The organism is Ochrobactrum sp. A-1, from assembly GCF_022488005.1.
Classification (GTDB): domain Bacteria; phylum Pseudomonadota; class Alphaproteobacteria; order Rhizobiales; family Rhizobiaceae; genus Brucella.
This window is the reverse complement of record NZ_JAKVQC010000004.1, coordinates 1450192-1469209: the sequence shown is the minus strand read 5'-3', so window position 1 is coordinate 1469209 and position 19018 is coordinate 1450192. Positions and strand designations below refer to the sequence as shown.

The following is a 19018-nucleotide window of genomic DNA, read 5'->3' as shown; positions in this document are numbered from 1 at the left end:
TGATGTTCTAACAACAGTGTTGCAGGAAGAACGCAGTTGGTCCGGTCAGGCTTTCGGGAACCGGTCCCGGTCATGTGGTGCAGAGAAGTCGATTTCCGGTCCAAGCGGTACAACGCCGGTCGGGTTGATCGTCTTGTGGCTGCGATAGTAATGGCCCTTGATGTGCTCCATGTTCACAGTCGCGGCCACGCCCGGCACCTGATAGAGCTCACGCGTGTAATTCCAAAGGTTCGGGTAATCGGCGATACGGCGCAGATTGCACTTGAAATGGCCGACATAGACCGGATCGAAGCGCAACAGTGTCGTGAACAGCCGCCAATCGGCTTCTGTCAGGCGGTCGCCGGTCAGATAGCGCTGCCGCGAAAGGCGATCCTCAAGCGAATCAAGCGCTGCGAACAATTGCCCGAACGCTTCTTCGTAAGCTTCCTGTGTGGTGGCGAAGCCGGCGCGATAAACCCCATTGTTGATATTGGGATAGATGAAATCGTTGAGCGCATCGATCTCGCCGCGCAGTGCTTCCGGATAGAAATCGAGCGAGGCATTGCCGAAATCGTTGAAGGCAGTGTTGAGCATGCGAATGATTTCCGACGATTCGTTGGAAACAATCGTCTGGCGCTCTTTGTCCCACAGAACTGGCACGGTGACGCGACCGGAATAGTTCGGATCGGCGCGGGTATAGATTTCATACAGCCGCTTCGAACCGTAGAGCGCATCGCCGGTGCTGCCGGTCGTGCCGGTGAAGGTCCAGCCTTCTTCCGCCATCAGATAGTCCACCACCGAGACAGAAATGACGTCTTCCAGTCCCTTCAGCGCGCGAAAGATCAACGTGCGATGGGCCCACGGACAGGCATAGGAAACGTAGAGATGATAGCGCCCCGGTTCTGCCTTGAAGCCGCCTTCGCCGCTCGGGCCGGCGCTGCCGTCTGCGGTCGCCCAGTTGCGGAATTGCGATTTTGAACGTTCAAAGCGGCCTTTCGTGCTCTCGGTGTCGTACCAGACATCGTGCCACTTGCCATCGACCAGAAGTCCCATGTGATTTCTCCTTTTGGAAAGAGAATAGGCCGAGAACCGCTATTTTGCAGCATTGCAAGCCGTGAACAGTGCGTAACGATGCCAAAAAGGTCAGTCAAAACCGCCATTTTGAAAAAAATAGTTTTACCTCTGTCCATTTTGGTGTAATGCAACTTCCAAATTGCGGTCATCCAAACGCCGACTGCCAAGGAGAATGATGTAATGGAAATGCTTTTCATCCGACGATGAAACTTGGACCGTGCCAAAGCGCGGAATGCATTCCATTGACCTGACGGTCACCGACTTCTCCTATTGCGATCTAAGCCCATGCAGCAGCTTGAACTGACCTACGCGCAGGAATGCCCGGCGCACGACATTGAAATCGAAGCTATCAATGCTGAAGCCTTCGGACCGGGCCGCTTTACCCGGGCCGCGCATTTCATCCGCGAAGGCGGCCCGCACGATCTCGACCTTTCCTTCGTGGCGCTTATGGGCGGTATCGTCGTGGGGTCAGTGCGGCAGACGCCGGTTGTCATCGGCAAGACGCCCGCACTTCTGCTTGGACCGCTTGCGGTCAGACCTGAATGGAAGAAGCGGGGCATTGGCGGCAAGCTGATGCGCATGTCGCTGGAAGCGGCGACGAAAGCCGGTCACAAGCTGGTCATTCTCGTCGGTGATGAACCCTATTATGGCCCGTTCGGCTTCAAGATGGTGGAGCCGGGTTCGATGGTCATGCCAGCATCGGTCGATCCGCGTCGGATGCTTGCTTGCGAACTGGCGCCAGGCGCGCTGAATGGTGCCAGCGGGATCGTGCGCCACGCCAACCGGGCAAAATAGTTAAAAAGAGGGGAAAGCGAGGGGCGGTTTACCGCCCTTCGCGATACCACATGCTGCCGAAGACGAAGAGCAGCAGGCTGAGCGCCAGAAAGCCGGAGAACAGCGGCAGGCGATTGACACTTTTCAGTTGCGTATCTGACGTCTCACGAAGGCCGATCCAGTCATTGCCGCTGGCACTACGATTACCACTGACGGCGGTAATCGTGGGAACACGCACCGAACTGTCGGCGCTTGCATGCACGCGATGGACCGAGCCGCCGGTCGCGTCAGCGAGCGGCTTCAGGCGATCCGTCGTGGAGATGCTGTCGGCGAATTCCGGCGCATCGATCGGCCCCACATGGGCCAGTGCTTCAAGATCGCCGTTTTTCACCCGGAAGATGCCGATTTCGTCCGTCTGCAATGAACCTTCGAACAGACCCGGCTTGCTCTGCGCAAGATTGACCTGCAACTCCTTGCCGGATGGGGTCGCGACGGTTGCAACACCGGGATTGTCGCCCATGGTCTGGCGACGGATAGAAAGTGTGCGGCCATTGCCGGAGGCGGTCAGTGCCTCTTCCTCCAGTTCAGGCTCCTGCATCAGCCAATGCGCGATGCGGCGATAGAGCGAAGCATAGGGGCCGCCGCCTTCAAAGCCGCGCGCCCAGAGCCAGCCCTGATCGGAGAGGAACATGCCGACACGGCCTTTTCCGACGCGGTTGAGAACCAGCAATGGCTTGTTGTCTGCGCCGCTCATCACTGTTTCGCCCTGCGGCGCGGTAATGTCGATGGTGCGGAACCAGCGGCTCCAGTGGGGCGGTTCCTGATCGCTGCCGTCGAGACCGCGCGTGACGGGGTGGCGTTTGCCGATCGTCGTGAGGCGCGGATAGAACGCCTTTTCCGTCACGGCACCAGTCGGCATGGCGGGCAGGGCGCTATAAAGCGGGGTGCGGGCAATTGACATTTCGCCTGCATATTCCGGGCCGGCAGCGACCAGCAAGGCACCGCCATTCTCCACATATTGCGCAATGTAGTCGTAATAGAGGAGCGGCAGCACATCACGGTGCTGGTAGCGGTCGAGAATGATGAGGTCGAATTCGTTGACCTTGTCGACGAAGAGTTCACGCGTCGGGAAGGCAATCAGCGACAATTCGTTGATCGGAGTGCCGTCCTGCTTTTCCGGCGGGCGCAAAATGGTGAAGTGAACGAGATCGACGGCGGCATCGGATTTCAGCAGGTTGCGCCATGTGCGTTCGCCATTGTGCGGCTCGCCGGAGACGAGCAGCACGCGCAGGTTCTCGCGAACGCCATCCACGGTCGCGACAGCGCGATTGTTGGCATCCGTTACTTCACCGGGAAGCGCTGGCGTGGCGATTTCGACAATGTTTACACCCGCGCGCGGCAGGGTGATGGTGATGGGGGTTTCCTGCCCGACCTGCGCTTCTTCCTCGCTGACGGTTTCGCCATTGACGCGGATTTCGACTTGCGCAGGGCTACCGAGATTCTTGCCTTCATCAATCACCGTAAACGACATTTCGAGCGGTTTGCCGCTGATGCCATAGCGCGGTGCCTTGTTGAAGCGGATGCGGCGGTCGAATTCGTCCGGTTTGCCGGTCACAAGACTGTGCAGCGGCGCATCGAAGCCAAGCGCATTCTTGTTGGCAGGAATATCATGCACCTGACCGTCGGTAATCATGATCGCGCCCGCCACGCGCGATGGCGGCACATCGAGAAGCGAACGCGCCAGCGGCCCGAAAAGCCGGGTTGCATAACCGTCTTCGTTTTCACCGGGTTGGCCTGCTTCCACAACGCGGGTTTCAAACTGCGGCATGGCTGCAAGCTGGTCCTGAACCGCCTTCAAGGCGGCATCCGTGTCGGCGCGGCGGCTGCCGAGTTCCTGACTCTGGCTGCGATCCACCACCACCGAGACCACGCTTTTCAGCGGTTCGCGTTCTTCATTGATGATGACGGGATTGAAAAGAGCGAGTGCAAGTGCCGCCGCAGCCAGAAGGCGGATCAGCCCGCCACGCATTCTTAGCGCAATCGTGGCCAGAACCAACAGCGCCAGCGGCGCGAGAATGGGAATAAGCCATGGCGTGGAGAGGAACGGTTCGAATTCGATATTCATTCTCACCTCCTATCGCCGTAGGTTTCTACCGCGTCAGCTATTACGCTTCCACCCCCATCCTGAGGTGCGGAGCGAAGCGAAGCCTCGAAGGATCGAGGGTAAGGGCAGGCGCGCCGTGCGTTTCCCCTCAGCCCTTCGAGACGCCATCCCCGCGCAAGCGCGGGATGGCTCCTCAGGATGAGGGGGAAAGACAAACGGGATCGGGTGGTAATAGGGCTGCAAAACATCATGCTAATTCCCCAACCGCTCGATGAGGTCCTTGGCGTGGACCTGATCGGACTTGTAGTTGCCGGTCAGCATATACATCACGATGTTCACGCCGCCGCGAATGGCATAGATGCGCTGCATCGGGTCGTTCGGCACGGTCGGAAGCAGCGGATTGCCTTGCTCATCCACGGCCCACGCGCCCGCAAAATCATTGGCTGTAATCATGATCGGCGTTACGCCGTCGCCGGTGCGCACAGGACGTTCACGGGGGGAAGCGTTCGGTGTGGAGGCCTCGACCCACAGCGGGCTGCCTTCATAGCGACCGGGGAAATCCGGCATGATGAAGAAGGATTTGGTCAGCACGTGATCGTCGGGCACAGGTTCCAGCGGCGGAACGTTCATCCCATCGAGAATGGCGCGCAGGCGCTGGTTGGCGGGTGAGGCTGACGGATCAAGGCTTGCTCCGGCTTGCAACTGGTCGCGCGTGTCGAAAAGCACTGTGCCGCCCTGCTGCATATAGGCATCGACCTTGGCAATCGCTTCCGGGCTTGGCATCGGCGCTTGCGGGTCGATCGGCCAGTAGATCAGCGGATAAAAGGCCAGCTCGTCCTTGGCGGGATCAACGCCGACAGGGTCGCCCGGTTCGAGCGCGGTCTTGTCCATCAGCGCGAAGCTCAAGCCACGCATGCCTGCCTTGCTGATGTCATCGGTCTGGGCGCTGCCGGTGATGACATAGGCAAGATGCGTCTGCGAGACCGAGTTGATGATCGCCTCGTCTCCCGGCTTGCTGTCATCACGCACCTGCTCTTGAGCCTCAGACTGGGATTGTGCCTGAGTCTGAGCTTGTGCTTTGCCCATTCCGGAAGGAAGAAGGTTGAAGGCCAATGAACCGGCCAGCAAAACGGCTATTCCCGCTGCCTTGGCACGCACTTTCATGCGGCGTCGGAAGGCACCCCGCAGCCACAGCATCAAAAGCGTATCGAGTGCGAGAAGCATCGCGGCGACCGCAAAGAACGGTCCCGCCAGCGAGATCGACTGATCCGATGTATAGGAGGCGGGCGTTATTCCGACGGATAGCGTCGGTTGGGCAATCGGTTGCAGCTTGATGTTTGCACCTTCGAAGATGTTGAGCGCTTTCAAGCCGTCCTCATTGCCATAGAAACCGGGCGGTGTGTTGATGCTGACGCTGGCCGGCTTGTTCTTTTCGACGATCAGCGGCTTGGCTTCGGATGTTGGTGGGGTCAGCGCACCGGAAGCCGAAAGCAGCTGGTAAGGCGGCAGCGAGACCGAAGCCTGATTTTCCTGCGCGCCGGTTCTCTGTGACAGTGACACGATGCGGCGCAGCATTTCCACAAAGGAACCCGAAATGGGCAGGCTCGACCAGCTGGCATCGGGAGAGATGTGGAACAATACGATATTGCCGCGTCCACGCTGTTCGCCGGTCACAAGCGGCGTTCCGTCCTGCAGAACAGCGTAAGCCTTGTCGTTGAGATCGAACGAAGGTTCAGCAAGAACCTGCCGGGTGACCGTGACATCCTCTGGGACAGTCAGACCGGCAAAAGGTCCCTTGTCAGGGAAAATGCGCAGCTTCTGCGGCTCCGACCAGGACAGCGTGCCGCCAAGTGCGCGTTCGCCCTTGCGCAATTTCACCGGCAGAAGCGGATCATTGTCGCTGGCACCCGCAAGGCGCGGACCTGCGAACCGCACCAGTGTACCGCCGTCTTGTATCCATTTGGAAAGCTGTTCGGTGACAGGCTGCGGCAGCGTGCCGATATCGGCCATGATGAGAATCGACGGCTTTGCATCCAGCACTTCCGGCACGGATTGCAGAAGATCGGCAGAGCGCGGTTCGATCAGATTGACATAGGGCGAAAGCGCCCTGGAAATATAATGCAGCGGCGAGAGCAAAGGCTGTGCCAGATCACCGTCTCCGCTGGCGATAAGGCCGACCGTGCGCCGTTCCGATCCCGCATCGATCAGCCGGGTCGCGCCTGCCTGTTCGATACCATCAACGCGGATCAGGCGGAAATCGTTGCGAAGTTCCACCGGCAGGTTGAACCGTGCCGTGCCTTCTGCGCTCCCAAGCGCGAAGGAAAGCGGCGCTTCGGCAATGCGGCGTCCCTTGTCGTCATAGGCAGCAGCAGTGAGCGTGCGCGGAGCAGATACGCCTTCCGGGCGGATGGCGACGGCTTCCAGACTTTCAGCCTTGTTGTCGATGCCGGTCAGCGCGAAAGTGCGGCTGAGGCTCGCGCCATACCAGAGAACGGAGGCCAGATGCCCTGACTTGTCCAGTTCCGCGAAGGTTTCCGCGTCATCTGGCGATGCCAGTCCGTCGCTCATGAAGGCAAGGCGGACCTTGGCATCGGCGGGCAAGGCGGAAGCCAGTCTTTCCATTGCCGACTTGCGATCAACCGGGATGGGGCGCGGTTCCAGTGCCTGAAGACGCTCGGCAGCGCGCTTGCCGTCATAGGGGCCGATTTCGGCATTGGCCGGTTCTGCCGAACCCAAGATGTAGATCGGCGCATCGGTGCCTTCCGTATCGGAGATAAGTTTTTCGGTGGCATTGACCCGCTGTTGCCAGTCCTCGGCGGAAGCCCAGCCATTGTCGATGACGATGGCAAGCGGCTCATTGCCGGACAGTGCGACCGGACGTGGATTCCAGATCGGCGAGGCCAGCGCCAGAATGACGAGCGCGGCAATCAGCAGCCGCAGCAAAGTCATCCACCATGGGCTTTTCGACGGGACTTCCTCGCGCTTGAAGACCTGTGCCAGAATGCGGAGCGGCGGAAAGGTTTCCTCCTGCGGACGCGGCGGCGTCATGCGCAGAAGCCACCAGATGACCGGCAGGGCGATCAGCCCGGCGAGAATGAGCGGCGAACCGAAGGCGAGCGGCAGAAAATTCATGTGCTGCTTCCCTTGGTGCTAGCCCCCATGGCGCTGCTCCCTGTTGCGCTCAGGGCATCGTGAAGCCGTGCCAGTGCTTCCGCCGTTGGCCTGTCTGTCCGATGAACCGTATAGCTCCAGCCGAGCCGCTTGCAGAAATCCGACAGGGTTTCACGGCGCGCAATGTAGAGGCGGCGATAGTCGTCCGCATAGGTTTCCGCCCGACCGGCGACGAGCGTGGCGCCGGTTTCCGGATCGCGGAACTCGGTGCGGCCCGAATAGGGGAATGTTTCTTCCGCCGGATCGGCAACTTCCACCAGATGCGCGCGGACACCGCGCTTTGCCAGACGGTTGAGAAGATCGGTCAGTTCATCGAACGGATGCAGGAAGTCCGATACGAGGACGACTTCCGAAAAACGGCGGATCTGGCCGATGTCCGGCAACGCTGCAACCGGCGCTTCGTGCATCAGCGCTGCCGCCAGACGTTCGGCGCCGTTGCGAGCCGAAAAAGGCTGGATCAGCGCCGGAAAGGCAATGCGTTCACCCGAGCGCGACAGAAGTTCGGCAAGAGCGAGCGTCAGCACGAGCGAACGCGCTTCCTTGGATACCGGCGCGAGCTGCGAGCGGTAGAGCATCGAGGGCGAGAAATCGCACCAGAGCCAGACCGTATGAGCGGATTCCCATTCGCGGTCGCGGACATAGGTATGATCGTCGCGCGCGGAACGCCGCCAGTCGATGCGGGAAAGGGATTCGCCGTCCACATAGGGACGGAACTGCCAGAAATTTTCGCCGGGACCGCGTTTGCGCCGTCCGTGCCAGCCATTCATGACAGTGTTGACCACGCGCTGAGCTTCGACCAGCAGATCGGGGAGGCTTGCGGCCCGCGCACGGGCGCGAGCAAGTGTCTCCTTGCGATCTGCGGTGGAAACTTCTGCGCCAATGACCATCAGACGGCAGCCTTTACCAGATTGGCGATGACGTCACGAATATGCATGCCATCGGCGCGTGCAGCAAAATTGAGCGCCATGCGGTGTTGCAGAACGGGCTCGGCCAGTGCCTTCACGTCGTCCACCGAAGGTGCGAGACGGCCTTCATAGAGCGCGCGGGCGCGGGCACACAGCATCAAAGCCTGGCTGGCGCGCGGGCCAGGCCCCCAGGCAATATGTTTCTTCGCGTGGTCGTTGTCGGCATCCGGGCGGGCGGAGCGCACCAGTTTGAGGATTGCTTCCACGACGCTTTCCGACACCGGCATACGTCGCACCAAAGTCTGCATTTCGATCAGCCGTTCGGCGTTGATGATCTCATAGGCCTTTGCTTCGGCAACGCCGGTTGTTTCCAGAAGAATGCGGCGTTCCGCATCCAGTTCCGGATAGAGAATGTCGATCTGCATCAGGAAGCGGTCGAGCTGGGCTTCCGGCAGCGGATAGGTTCCTTCCTGCTCCAGCGGGTTTTGCGTCGCAAGCACATGAAACGGTGCTGGCAGATCGTAACGCTGGCCCGCGACCGTGACATGATATTCCTGCATGGCCTGCAGCAGCGCGGACTGGGTGCGTGGGCTGGCGCGGTTGATCTCGTCGGCCATCAGGAGCTGCGCGAAGATCGGGCCCTTGAGATAGCGGAACGAGCGGCGCCCGTCGGCATCCTGTTCCATGACTTCCGAGCCGATAATGTCGGACGGCATCAGGTCGGGCGTGAACTGGATGCGCTGGCCTGAGAGACCAAGCACGGTGCCCAGCGTTTCGACCAGCTTGGTCTTGGCGAGACCTGGTACGCCGACTAGAAGCGCGTGTCCGCCAGCCAGAACGGCGACGAGCGTGCGCTCGATCACGTTTTCCTGACCGAAGATCACAGTCCCGACGCTTTCCTTGATGCGGGCAAGGTCTGCGAGCGCCCGTTCGGCCTCCGCGACGATCTGTTCGGGATTGGCGGTTTCAGGCGTGATGACGACACTCATGGGAACCTCGCAATATGACCGCTCTGGCGGAACTGCCTCATAAATCGCTATATAATACTGACAAGCCGCGAAAGGGTGACTATTTCATGGCTTTGGGTCTATTTGCGCAGGAATAACCGAGTCGGATGATAAAAAGCACCCCTGAAGGCAAAGACGCGCCGCAAGAATCTCTGTGCGATATTGGGCAGAGCACTGAGACGACCGGCGGACTGGAAGCCCTGATCGCGCGCGCCCATGCCGATGCGCAAAGCGGTCCGGCGACGAAAGAGCGCGGAATTCCGCCAGTTGAACGCTGGAACCCGGACTTTTGCGGCGATCTCGATATGGAAATCAAGGCAGACGGCACCTGGTTCTACATGGGCACGCCGATTGGGCGCAAACAGCTTGTGCGCCTGTTCTCGACGGTGTTGCGCAAGGATGACGATGGCCGGACCTATCTCGTCACGCCGGTGGAAAAAGTCGGCATTCGCGTCGAGGACGCACATTTCGTTGCGGTGGAAATGGAAGTTTCCGGCGAAGGCGAGGCGCAGGCGCTGACGTTCCGCACCAATGTCGGTGACGTGGTGACCGCCGATGCGCAACATCCCTTGCGCTTTGTGATCGAGCCCGTCAGTGGTGGGCTGAAACCCTATGTGCTGGTTCGCGGACGGCTGGAGGCACTGATTGCTCGTTCCGTCATGTATGATCTGGTGGCGCTGGGCGAGGAAATCGAAATCGACGGCGTGCCGACATTTGCCGTTCGCTCGGGCGGCGCGGTCTTTCCGATCATGGCGTCCGATGCACTGGAGGCTGCACTGCAATGAGTGAATTCCCTACTTTTTCAGCGGGTGATTTTGCCGAGCGGGTTCGGCAATGGCGCCCCGATCACGATGATCTGATCGGCGATCACTCGCTTAACCCCGATATTACGCAACTAATGCAGATGGCCAAGATGCGCGACGCCGCCGTGCTAGTGCCGGTGGTGGATCGCGGATCGGAGGCAACGCTTCTTCTGACACAGCGCACCGATACATTGCGCAAGCATTCCGGCCAGATTGCCTTTCCGGGCGGCGCGATCGACCCGGAGGATGGCACGGCGGAGCGGGCAGCACTTCGCGAGGCCAATGAGGAAATCGGGCTCGCAGCGGATCGTGCCGAGATCATCGGCAATCTGCCGCGTTATCTCACCGGCAGCGGTTTTTCGATTACGCCCATTCTGGCGGTGGTGAAAACACCGTTCGACGTGCATCCGAACCCAGATGAAGTCGCCGATATTTTCGAGGTGCCGCTTTCCTTCCTGATGAACCCGGAGAACCACCGGCGTGAAAGCCGACTATTCAACGGCAAGGAACGCTTCTATTACGCCATGCCCTATCACGAGCGATTCATCTGGGGGGCAACCGCCGGTATCATTCGCGGACTTTACGAAAGGCTCTACGTTTGAGCGAGAATATGAATATTTCCGGCAAGGCGGACTGGCTGAAGGCAAAGCCGTTGCAAGCCCTGTTCAAGGCGCTGAATCGTGATGGCGGCGAAGTGCGTGTCGTGGGTGGCGCCGTGCGCAACACATTGCTTGGCACCAAGGTGAGCGATGTCGATCTGGCGACGACCCATCTGCCGCAAGAAACCGTGCGGCTTGCGACGGAAGCCGGTTTCAAACCGGTGCCGACCGGCATCGAGCATGGCACAATCACCGTCGTCGTGCAGGGTCATCCGTTCGAGGTCACGACGCTGCGGCAGGATATCGAAACCAATGGTCGCCACGCGAAAGTCGCTTTCGGAACCGACTGGAAAGCCGATGCTGAACGGCGTGATTTTACCATCAATGCGCTTTATGTGACCGCCGATGGCACAATTATCGATGAGGTCGGCGGCCTTGCCGATATCGAGAGTCGGACGCTGCGCTTCATTGGCGATGCAGAACAGCGCATTCGCGAGGATTACCTGCGCATCCTGCGTTTTTTCCGTTTTTTCGCCTGGTATGGTTCAGGGCGGCCCGAGGCCGACGGCTTGCGCGCCAGCGCGCGGTTGAAGGACGGTCTTTCACAGCTTTCTGCCGAACGGGTCTGGTCGGAACTGAAGAAACTCCTGTCCGCTCCCGATCCGTCGCGCGCGCTTTTGTGGATGCGGCAGGCGGGAGTGCTGAATCTTATTCTGCCTGAAAGCGAGAAATGGGGTATCGACGCCATTCATGGGCTGGTGCGAACCGAGGCCGATCTTGGCTGGCAGCCTGATCCGCTGCTGCGGCTTGAGGGTATCATTCCGCCCGATAGCGTGCGGATGGAAGAGATGGGCAAGCGGCTGAAAATGTCCAATGCAGAAAGGGCGCGGCTTGAAGCCTGGGCGCGGGCCGACGCTGTCAAGCCCGAGCTTTCAGAACAAGCGCTGAAGAAGACAATCTATCGCGGCAGCAAGCAGGCTGTGCTTGATCGTATTCGCCTGGCCTATGCGGCAGCGCGGACCGACGCTGCAGGCAGCGACGATGCAATGATCCGCGCGGGCGGTTTCGCGCGTCTTCTGGATGCCGCCGAACATTATGATGCTCCTGTTTTCCCCGTCACGGGCAGTGATCTTCTGGCTCTGGGCATTGAAAAAGGGCCGGGGCTCGGAGAGGCATTGCGGTCGCTTGAAACTTTCTGGATTGACTCCGGTTTTAGTCTTGACCGTGCCACGCTTCTGGACAAACTTGATCGCGGTTAGAGCGGTTCCGCTCTAACCGTTTTTTCCCAAGCATTTCCGAACACAAAACCGTGTCTCACTTTTGTTGGAAATGCTTTTAAAATGAACAACTGAAGGCTTGCTTGCAAATTTCAGCCGTAGTTTCATCGCTTTATAGCGGGAGCATGTTTCCCAAAAGTGGGAACCGGTTTTGGGGCAAAACAGGCCCAATACAGGCCCAATATAGGCAATGAAAACTTTTCAGCGCGCGTTTTGAAAGAATATGAGATGTCTAATCCCGATACATCGATACAAGACAAGGCAGCGACCGATCCGAAGCAGAAATTTGGCACTGAAGGCATCGCCGCCATGGACCGGCCAAGCCCGATCACCCGTTTCTTCATGGGGATCGTATCCTGGGCCGAAGGTCTCAATCTGAAATATGCCAAGCTCGGCAACCCGCCGGTCTATGACAATGCGACTTTCCCCTGGTCAGCCGAAATCGAGAAGGAATGGCCAGCCATCCGCAAGGAGCTCGAAAAGGTTCTTCTGCGTCAGAGTGAGCTGCCTTCCTTTCAGGATATTTCGACCGATGTGAAGACGATCTCGACCGACAATCGCTGGAAGACATTCTTCCTGCTCGGTTTCGGCGTGAAGTCGGAACAGAACATCAATGCCTGCCCGGAAACCTGGCGTATCGTCAACAAGATCCCCGGCCTGACGACGGCAATGTTCTCCATCTTCGAACCGGGCAAGCATCTGCCGCCGCATCGCGGGCCTTATAATGGCGTGCTGCGCCTGCATCTTGGCCTTATCGTGCCGGAACCCAACGACCAGCTTGCCATTCGCGTGGACAAGCAAGTCTGCCATTGGCACGAAGGCAAGGTGCTGATTTTCGACGATGCCTATGAGCATGAGGCGTGGAACCACACCGACAAGACGCGCGTGGTCCTTTTCGTCGATTTCGTGAAGCCGCTCAAGTTCCCGGCGCGTTTCGTCAACTGGTGCCTGATGAATCTTGCGATCTTCACGCCCTTCATCAAGGAAGGGCTCGATAACCACAATGAGTGGGAAAAGAAGTTCTATGCGGAAGCAGAAAAGCTTCGCAACCAGCCGAAAGCCTGAACGGTTTGACTTCTGGCGAATGTGATCCTAGATGATCCGACAGAGGGCTTGTGGGCCCTCTTGTCTTACTCCACGCATTTCGAGGCGCAAAACAGCTTAGCGCTTTTGCCGGAAATGCATTGAAGAGGAATTGTTGATGCTGGAGATTGTAGGAAGCCTTTGATCGTTCCGAACAAGCTGCAAGATGGCGGGCGCTGAAAACGTCTGGCGGGCAGTGTTCAGGAGCGGAAACGGCATTGGCCGTGGATGGTTCACCATCCGCGCGCGCTGGTGCTTGTCATGGTTTCCATCCAGGCAAAAACAACAATGAATATCTCACGTATGGAACAGCGCGTCTTGCACGTGCTGGCGCAGGGCGGTTACATCCGCCATCTGCGCGAAGACGGACGTATCTGCGAAATCGAATGCTTTACCCGTGAAGGCTATCTGCTTTCCGATTGCACGATGGCAGTCTTCCAGCAATTACGCCGCAAGCGGCTGATCGAATCCCGAATGGGCAGTCCTTATCGCATCTCGTTCAAAGGGCGCGAAAATGTTCGCGCTCAGCTCAATAACCGATGAAGGAGAGCGTCATGCATATTCGCAAGGAAACGTCTGAAGATGCGGCTGAAATCCGCCAGGTGACGGAGACCGCTTTCCGCCCCGTGTCCTATAGCAATCAGAAGGAAGGGGAGATCGTCGATGCGCTTCGTGCTGCAAAAGCACTCACCCTGTCGCTGGTTGCGGTGGAGAACGGACAGATTTTTGGCCATGTCGCCTTTTCGCCGGTCCTGATCGACGGCGAGGATATGGGTTGGTACGGGCTTGGTCCTGTTTCGGTTCGTCCAGACCGTCAAGGCGAGGGGATCGGCGGCATGCTGATCCGCGAAGGTCTTGCCATTCTGCGGCAGCAAGGCGCCAAAGGCTGCGTCCTTCTGGGTGATCCCGGCTATTACGGTCGTTTCGGCTTCAAGGCCGATGAGCGGCTGAAACTGCCGGGGGTGCCAGCGGAATATTTCCAGTGTCTGGCCTTCGGACCGAACATGCCGGAAGGCGATGTCGCCTATCATGCGGCATTCCACATATAAAAAAGGGCCGGGAAACCGGCCCTTTTCAATCAGTCCTGTTACGGCCACTTCACCACGGGTGGCATGGAAGACAGGATGGAATTCACATTGCCACCGGTCTTGAGGCCGAAGATCGTGCCCCGGTCGTAAAGCAGGTTGAACTCGACATAGCGGCCACGGCGGATGAGCTGCTCGTTGCGATCCGCGTCGGTCCAGTCCTTGTTGAAGTTCTGGCGAACGAGATGCGGATAGACGACCGAGAAGCCACGCCCCACATCGCGCGTATAGGCAAAATCCGCGTCCCAGCCGCCCTTATCGTCCGATGAATGCAGCCAGTCATAGAAGATGCCGCCGGTGCCGCGCGGCTCGTTGCGATGCGGCAGGAAGAAATATTCGTCGCACCAGTCCTTCACGCGCTGGTAGTCGACAATATTCTTGTGCTTCTCGCAGATGAAACGAAAAGCCTTGTGGAAGGCGAGTGTATCGGGATCATCCTGCGTGCGGCGGCTGTCGAGAACCGGTGTCAGATCGGCGCCGCCGCCAAACCACTGGCGCGTGGTTACGACCATGCGCGTGTTCATATGGACGGCAGGTACATTCGGGTTCTGCGGATGGGCGATGAGCGAAATGCCGCTGGCCCAATAGCGCGGGTCTTCCTCGGCACCCGGAATCTGCTTGCGGAATTCCGGCGAGAACTCGCCATAGACCGTCGAGACATGCACGCCGACCTTTTCGAAGACACGGCCATGCATGATGGACATGACACCGCCGCCGCCACGGCCTTCATCCTTCTGCCAGGGCGTGCGGACGAAGCGTCCGGGCTCACGATCCGAAAGCGGGCCCTGCAATTCATCTTCAAGTTGTTCGTAGCTTGCGCAGATGCGGTCGCGCAGTTCCTCGAACCAGCGCTGTGCCGCCTGCTTCTTCTCTTCGATGTCTGCGGGGATGATTGCTGGAATTTCGTCGCGTTGCATTGTCTGTTTCCTTCCGGCGTGGTTTGCCGGATCGCTCGGCGGTATCTGGCGGCCAAGGGTAAATGGATGAACTATTGTTTCTTGGCTTATCAAAGTCCGCTGCTGGCGCAAAGCGCGAAGCGCACGATCGCAGGGCAGTATAGACCCTCTCCCCAAGAAAAGACTCGTCTTTGTTAACCTGCTCCCCTATCTTTCTCTACCTAGGGTTTGGAGGCAAACGCATGACAGCAGCACCGCCCCGTCCACCGCTCGAAGGCTTGCGCAAGCAGCTTCAGAAGAGTCGCGCCCAGAAAGGCCTGAAGCAAAGCCGGATGCCGCGCGACGGTTTCGTTCGCGAGACATTCACCCTGCCGAGGCTGGCAGCCCGCGAAAAAGCGCGTGAATGGTTCGAGACATTCCCGAAAGCGGCCTACTGGACGGAAATCGAGAGCTGGTGCGAGCGACCGGACGATGTGATCGAATTCACCATGCGCCGGCTGGCGACTGCGGATTGAGTTGCGCTTTAATCGCAACGGTCAAAGCCTTGAAATATGATTCAGATTGGCGAGCAGAGAAGGCGCCTCGTGGGGCGCCTTCTCTGTTTGAATCGTTATTCCATTACAGGCTTACTGCGCCGTAGTCTGCGGGGCCTTTTCCCATGCTTCCCAGTTCTGGATGATGCTGTCGGCGTAAGCCTTGCCGACGCGATAGGCGTTGGTCGTGGCGAGCGGGAAGCCGCCTGAATTTGCCGCAAGCGATTCAGCTGCCGTCTGGTCCTTGCCCTGACGGTCGAAGTTCGACGCGGTGCGCAGCAAAGCGATGCGGTCAAAATCGAGCTTGCCAGCTTCTGCAGCGCGTTTCAGCGAGGTCAGTGTAGCATTGTCTTCCATCTGTGATGTGCAATAGTCGGCCTTGCCATCGGTCAGAAGCTTAGACCATTCGGTCATGGCTTCGCCAAGCTTCGCGCCGTGCCAGTAGGTGTCGCCCGAAGCCGTATCGCAGATCGTGACCTTGGGTGCGCCGGTTGCCGCATCCTCGGTGTAATGCTTGCGATATTCCTTCGCAGCGTCGCTATCGAGCAGCTCGACGCCCTTGGTCGTTGCCAGCGCGTAGTCGGCCAGCTTGCCGTTCAGTTCGAACACTTCCGTGCCTGCGGCCCATTTCGGCTTCTCCCCGGGCTTTGCAGCGCCGAGGCCGAAGAAATCCGTGGGCCAGCCTTCCGGCGCTTCGCGAATGTCGATGCGGTGGTTCAGATTGGCATCAATGGAATATTTTGCCCAATGTGCCGATCCGAGCGTGCCGTGCTTGGGGTCGACACCGGCAATGCCAGCGATCAGGAAATAGGTGTGGCTGAGGTCGAGCTTGTCGCTCAGCGCTATAGCCGCCGTTGCGCTTGCGGCATTGGCAAAACCCATGGCCGTCGTCATGTGGCAAAGCCCTTCGGCGGTGCAGTCGATCTCCGGATATTCGGAGCTCAGCCCCGGCAGCTTGATCTTCTGCGTGAATTTTTCGCCTTCAAGCCATGGCTTGGCTTCTTCGCCGAACATGGTGATGACCATCACCTTCGGTGCGATGGGCGAAGCCTCCTTGGCAAAGGCCGAGGTGCTTGCCAGCAGAGAAATCGTGCAAGCAGCGAGAGCGAGTGTGCGAACAGACAGGTTCATGGACGAAGCGAGCCTTTCAGACCGGATGGGGGATGGGATGCCTTGCGAAGCCGGTCCTTTCGCGAAGCGCGATTCTGATGTTGTCATTCCTGCCGGAGGGAATCGACGATTTCCCTTCGTTGGCGCAGAGCTTCGCCTGCCGTCATCGCAACCGAAACCGCAAGATTTAGCGATCTCGCGCCGGGCATCATCGGGATCAGGAGTCGTGCATCGGCACAATCGTGGACATTGTCGGGAACGCCCGACGATTCACGCCCGAAGAGCAGAATGTCATTTTCCTGAAACTGGTAATCCGTATAGGGAATCACTGCCGTGGTGGACAGCAACACGATGCGGCGTCCGGCCTGCAGGCGCCAGTCTTCGAAGTGACGCCAATCCGGATGACGGGTGAGGGCAGCCTGCTCCAGATAGTCCATGCCGGCGCGCTTCAGGGACCGGTCGGAAATGTCGAATCCGGCGGGTTCGATCAGGTCGACCGCAAAGCCGAGACAAGCGGCCATACGCAGGATGGTTCCCGTATTGCCCGGAATGTCGGGCTGGTAAAGTGCGACGCGCAGTTCCATATGATGCGGGTAACGCGAAATGTAGTTTGTCGCAAGCTCCGAAGGCGGCAACAGCCAGAGCATCAACAGCTCCGGTCTTGTGATTTCTATGGAACACCTCTGTAGAAATATTCCCGTTTTGTTCCTCTTCCGTCTTGGCAATTCTTCCGGGACCACCTAAAAGGTGCACCATGTTTAGATGGTTTGAAAAACGACTCGAAGCCTATCCAGAAGAGCCGCCGCGCGAACCCCCGCGCGGACTGGTAGCCTTTTGCCTTTATTATACCCGCGGCGCATGGCCATGGATCATCGGCATGGCGATCTTCACGACGCTCATCGCCGTGATCGAAGTGTCGCTCTTTGCCTTCATGGGTAATATTGTCGATTGGCTGTCACACCAGTCGCGCGAGACATTCCTGAGCAATGAAGGCTGGCGGCTTGCGCTGATTGCGGGGGTCGTCCTGATCGGCCTGCCAGGTGTGGTGCTGATCCATTCGCTGCTGATCCACCAGACATTGCTCGGCAATTATCCGATGCGCGTGCGCTGGCTGATGCACCGTTACCTGATCCGCCAGTCGATGGCGTTCTTTCAGGACGAGTTTGCCGGACGTATCTCGACCAAGCTGATGCAGACTGCTCTTGCCGTTCGCGAAACGGTGATGAAGCTTCTGGACGTGCTCAACTATGTTATCGTCTATTTCGCGGGCACGCTGTTCATCGCAGCGTCTGCGGATCTGGTGCTGATGATTCCGTTTGCCGTCTGGCTCGTCGTCTACATCATATTGCTGCGTGTCTTCATTCCGCGTCTGCGCGTGATTTCGGAACAGCAGGCCGATGCGCGTTCGTCGATGACGGGGCGTATCGTCGACAGCTATACCAATATCGCAACCGTGAAGCTTTTCTCGCATTCAAGCCGGGAAGAATCATATGTGAAGGAAAGCTTCGATGGCTTCCTCGGCACCGTGCATCGGCAGATGCGGCTCATCACATTGTTTCATTTCACGCTCTATATGGCGAACTGCATTCTGCTGTTTGCGGTGGGTGCAATCGGCATACAGCTCTGGATGAATGAAGCGATTTCCGTCGGCGCCGTTGCCGTCGGCATCGGCCTTGTGCTGCGCCTCAACGGCATGTCGCAATGGATCATGTGGGAAATGTCGGCCCTGTTTGAAAACATAGGCACGGTGGAGGACGGGATCACGACGATTGCGCGTTCGCATGAGGTCGTGGACATTCCCAATGCACCGGCATTGCATGTGACCAGAGGCGAGCTCGACTTCGACAGGATCGGCTTCCATTACGGCAAGGGCAAAGGGGTTATCGAAAATCTCACGCTTACCATCCAGCCGGGCCAGAAAGTGGGCTTGGTTGGACGGTCCGGTGCTGGCAAGTCCACGCTGGTCAATCTGCTGTTGCGCTTCTACGATCTGGAGAAGGGCCGCATTTTGATCGACGGGCAGGACATTTCCAAAGTCACGCAGGATTCACTTCGCGCCAATATCGGCATGGTGACACAGGATACGTCGCTTCTGCACCGTTCGGTTCGCGAAAACATCATGTATGGGCGACCGGATGCGACAGAAGAAATGTTGCAGCAGGCGATCCGTCTGGCGCAGGCCGACCAGTTCATTCCGCTGTTGACCGACCCGAAGGGACGGCAGGGGCTGGATGCGCATGTCGGCGAACGCGGCGTCAAGCTTTCGGGCGGACAGCGCCAGCGCATTGCCATTGCGCGCGTGATGCTGAAAGATGCGCCGATCCTTATTCTGGACGAGGCCACCTCGGCGCTCGATTCGGAAGTCGAGGCGGCCATTCAGGACAGCCTCAATACCTTGATGGAAGGCAAGACCGTGATCGCCATCGCGCACCGCCTTTCAACCATCGCGGCACTTGATCGTCTCGTCGTGATGGACAGGGGGCGCATCGTCGAAGACGGCACGCATGAGGAACTTGTGGCGCTCGGCGGCATTTATGCAAGTCTATGGGCCCGCCAGTCCGGCGGCTTCCTCGGCTTCGATGAAAATACCGAGGATGCGCTGGTAAAATAAGGACAGA

General features: G+C 58.7%; 17 protein-coding genes. 9 read left to right on the top strand and 8 right to left on the bottom strand.

The annotated features are described in order from the left end of the window. Positions 1-45: 45 nt before the first annotated feature. Positions 46-1032, bottom strand: coding sequence for a glutathione S-transferase family protein (locus MKS82_RS16610; RefSeq protein WP_109987251.1), 987 nt, complete (start codon positions 1030-1032; stop codon positions 46-48). A gap of 306 nt (positions 1033-1338) precedes the next feature. Between MKS82_RS16610 and MKS82_RS16605 the strand changes: the two genes are divergently transcribed. Next, positions 1339-1848, top strand: coding sequence for a GNAT family N-acetyltransferase (locus MKS82_RS16605; RefSeq protein ID WP_109987250.1), 510 nt, complete (start codon positions 1339-1341; stop codon positions 1846-1848). Between the two features lie 28 nt (positions 1849-1876). Here the strand turns inward: MKS82_RS16605 and MKS82_RS16600 are convergent, their stop codons facing one another. From MKS82_RS16600 to MKS82_RS16585, 4 genes are all read right to left on the bottom strand, one after another. After that, a complete protein-coding gene (locus MKS82_RS16600) occupies positions 1877-3952 on the bottom strand; it encodes a glutamine amidotransferase (protein ID WP_109987249.1) in 2076 nt (691 codons plus the stop codon). 231 nt (positions 3953-4183) lie between these two features. Beyond that, entirely contained in the window at positions 4184-7063 is a 2880-nt protein-coding gene (locus MKS82_RS16595) for a DUF4159 domain-containing protein (protein WP_109987248.1), read from the bottom strand. Further along, positions 7060-7989 (bottom strand): DUF58 domain-containing protein, encoded by a 930-nt coding sequence (locus tag MKS82_RS16590; protein ID WP_109987247.1) that lies wholly within the window; start codon positions 7987-7989, stop codon positions 7060-7062. The genes MKS82_RS16595 and MKS82_RS16590 overlap by 4 nt, the downstream gene beginning before the upstream one ends. Next, positions 7989-8996 (bottom strand): AAA family ATPase, encoded by a 1008-nt coding sequence (locus tag MKS82_RS16585; protein WP_109987246.1) that lies wholly within the window; start codon positions 8994-8996, stop codon positions 7989-7991. The genes MKS82_RS16590 and MKS82_RS16585 overlap by 1 nt, the downstream gene beginning before the upstream one ends. A 125-nt stretch (positions 8997-9121) precedes the next feature. Here MKS82_RS16585 and MKS82_RS16580 point away from each other — a divergent pair, with 125 nt between their 5' ends. The 6 genes from MKS82_RS16580 to MKS82_RS16555 all read left to right on the top strand — a co-directional run bounded on the left by MKS82_RS16580 (position 9122) and on the right by MKS82_RS16555 (position 13825). Next, on the top strand, positions 9122-9799 hold the full coding sequence (locus MKS82_RS16580) for a DUF1285 domain-containing protein (protein ID WP_109987245.1): 678 nt from the start codon (positions 9122-9124) through the stop codon (positions 9797-9799). Continuing rightward, positions 9796-10419 carry a CoA pyrophosphatase gene (locus MKS82_RS16575; RefSeq protein WP_109987244.1) on the top strand — a complete coding sequence of 208 codons (624 nt, stop codon included), beginning with the start codon at positions 9796-9798 and terminating at the stop codon, positions 10417-10419. Before MKS82_RS16580 ends, MKS82_RS16575 begins: the two co-directional genes overlap by 4 nt. Then, complete coding sequence (locus MKS82_RS16570; protein ID WP_181394264.1) at positions 10416-11675, top strand: CCA tRNA nucleotidyltransferase; 1260 nt, start codon at positions 10416-10418, stop codon at positions 11673-11675. The genes MKS82_RS16575 and MKS82_RS16570 overlap by 4 nt, the downstream gene beginning before the upstream one ends. Positions 11676-11921: 246 nt before the next feature. Next, positions 11922-12758: an aspartyl/asparaginyl beta-hydroxylase domain-containing protein gene (locus MKS82_RS16565; protein ID WP_109987242.1), complete on the top strand. Its 837-nt coding sequence runs from the start codon at positions 11922-11924 to the stop codon at positions 12756-12758. A 306-nt stretch (positions 12759-13064) separates the two neighbouring features. Continuing rightward, on the top strand, positions 13065-13319 hold the full coding sequence (locus MKS82_RS16560; protein WP_061346453.1) for a YjhX family toxin: 255 nt from the start codon (positions 13065-13067) through the stop codon (positions 13317-13319). 11 nt (positions 13320-13330) lie between these two features. Next, positions 13331-13825, top strand: coding sequence for a GNAT family N-acetyltransferase (locus tag MKS82_RS16555; protein WP_109987241.1), 495 nt, complete (start codon positions 13331-13333; stop codon positions 13823-13825). A 38-nt stretch (positions 13826-13863) separates the two neighbouring features. Here MKS82_RS16555 and hemF read toward each other — a convergent pair whose 3' ends face one another. Next, positions 13864-14778, bottom strand: coding sequence for an oxygen-dependent coproporphyrinogen oxidase (hemF, locus tag MKS82_RS16550; protein ID WP_109987240.1), 915 nt, complete (start codon positions 14776-14778; stop codon positions 13864-13866). A 221-nt stretch (positions 14779-14999) separates the two neighbouring features. Between hemF and MKS82_RS16545 the strand changes: the two genes are divergently transcribed. Beyond that, the gene (locus MKS82_RS16545) at positions 15000-15272 is read left to right on the top strand and encodes a hypothetical protein (RefSeq protein ID WP_010659602.1); all 273 of its coding nucleotides are present in this window, start codon (positions 15000-15002) and stop codon (positions 15270-15272) included. 111 nt (positions 15273-15383) lie between these two features. Here the strand turns inward: MKS82_RS16545 and MKS82_RS16540 are convergent, their stop codons facing one another. Both MKS82_RS16540 and MKS82_RS16535 read right to left on the bottom strand, forming a co-directional pair. Further along, positions 15384-16421 (bottom strand): purine-nucleoside phosphorylase, encoded by a 1038-nt coding sequence (locus MKS82_RS16540; protein WP_109987365.1) that lies wholly within the window; start codon positions 16419-16421, stop codon positions 15384-15386. Between the two features lie 83 nt (positions 16422-16504). Further along, positions 16505-16984, bottom strand: a complete 480-nt coding sequence (locus MKS82_RS16535) for a tRNA (cytidine(34)-2'-O)-methyltransferase (RefSeq protein ID WP_109987364.1) — start codon at positions 16982-16984, stop codon at positions 16505-16507. A gap of 170 nt (positions 16985-17154) precedes the next feature. On the opposite strand from MKS82_RS16535, the gene MKS82_RS16530 reads away from it, so the two are divergent. Continuing rightward, complete coding sequence (locus tag MKS82_RS16530) at positions 17155-19011, top strand: ABC transporter ATP-binding protein (RefSeq protein ID WP_109987239.1); 1857 nt, start codon at positions 17155-17157, stop codon at positions 19009-19011. Positions 19012-19018 lie beyond the last annotated feature (7 nt).